Source organism: Citrobacter sp. S55_ASV_140 (genome assembly GCF_018919505.1).
Classification (GTDB): Bacteria; Pseudomonadota; Gammaproteobacteria; order Enterobacterales; family Enterobacteriaceae; genus Citrobacter; species Citrobacter werkmanii.
Genome location: NZ_JAHLQZ010000421.1, coordinates 1 through 700, shown reverse-complemented (window position 1 = coordinate 700; position 700 = coordinate 1). Strand labels below are relative to the sequence as shown.

Annotated in this window: 1 protein-coding gene and 1 pseudogene; one reads left to right on the top strand and one right to left on the bottom strand. The window is 47.0% G+C overall.

All coding sequences use genetic code 11. The annotated features are described in order from the left end of the window. Positions 1-323 precede the first annotated feature (323 nt). The gene (locus tag KQJ18_RS24305) at positions 324-506 is read left to right on the top strand and encodes a hypothetical protein (RefSeq protein ID WP_216422996.1); all 183 of its coding nucleotides are present in this window, start codon (positions 324-326) and stop codon (positions 504-506) included. Positions 507-571: 65 nt separating this feature from the next. On the opposite strand, the pseudogene KQJ18_RS24810 reads toward KQJ18_RS24305, so the two are convergent. Beyond that, a pseudogene (locus KQJ18_RS24810) lies at positions 572-700 on the bottom strand (type VI secretion system tube protein Hcp); the annotation flags it as partial.

Genomic DNA, 700 nt, shown 5'->3' with positions numbered 1-700 from the left:
GTTGTTTCAGAGTTTGCTATTTGCTTCAGTGAGTTAGATCGCATTTTTTGCAGATATCGACAGGCGTTGTTTTCTGGAGCGCGGGGATATTCAGGCGTGTGGAAGGTAATGAATTTATACGCTGAATAATACCGGATTTATTGGGATGAAGGCGTTTTCTATTTATTCCAAAAGCGTGCTATTCGCGCTTATTTCATCTTATTTACATCTGGACTTCACCCAAGATACTGGGGGAATTTACAGGGATTTTATTAGCGCGATGCGAAGGTGCGCCAACACCTGCGCATCGCTAATCACTGTCACTATTAAAGGGAATAGTCACCATAACTGATACGCATAGTATTGCAGTTTCATTTGATCCAGAAGTGCATGCCGCACGCACCGCCGAACCCGAAGAGTCAGAACTGATGAAATCCCTGCGCGCCGTGGAAAAGCTCTCCGCGCGCAAGCAAAAGCAGGTGCTGGAGTTTATCGGAGTGATTGCGGGGAAAGCGTCAAAGGGGTGAGAGTGTGATAGTCCTTGAGGTGCCTGCGGGGTGCCTTTATTATAGGGTATTGCGCCATCTTTGCTTTATGCCGTAGTACGTTCGTTCCAGGCGTCAGTATATTGAATATTGCCATCTACGATACACCAAGTGATTTTTTCATAGCGCAGTTGTACGCTTTCTAAATGCCCGGTTCCCCGCTCGCGCCTTGAGCA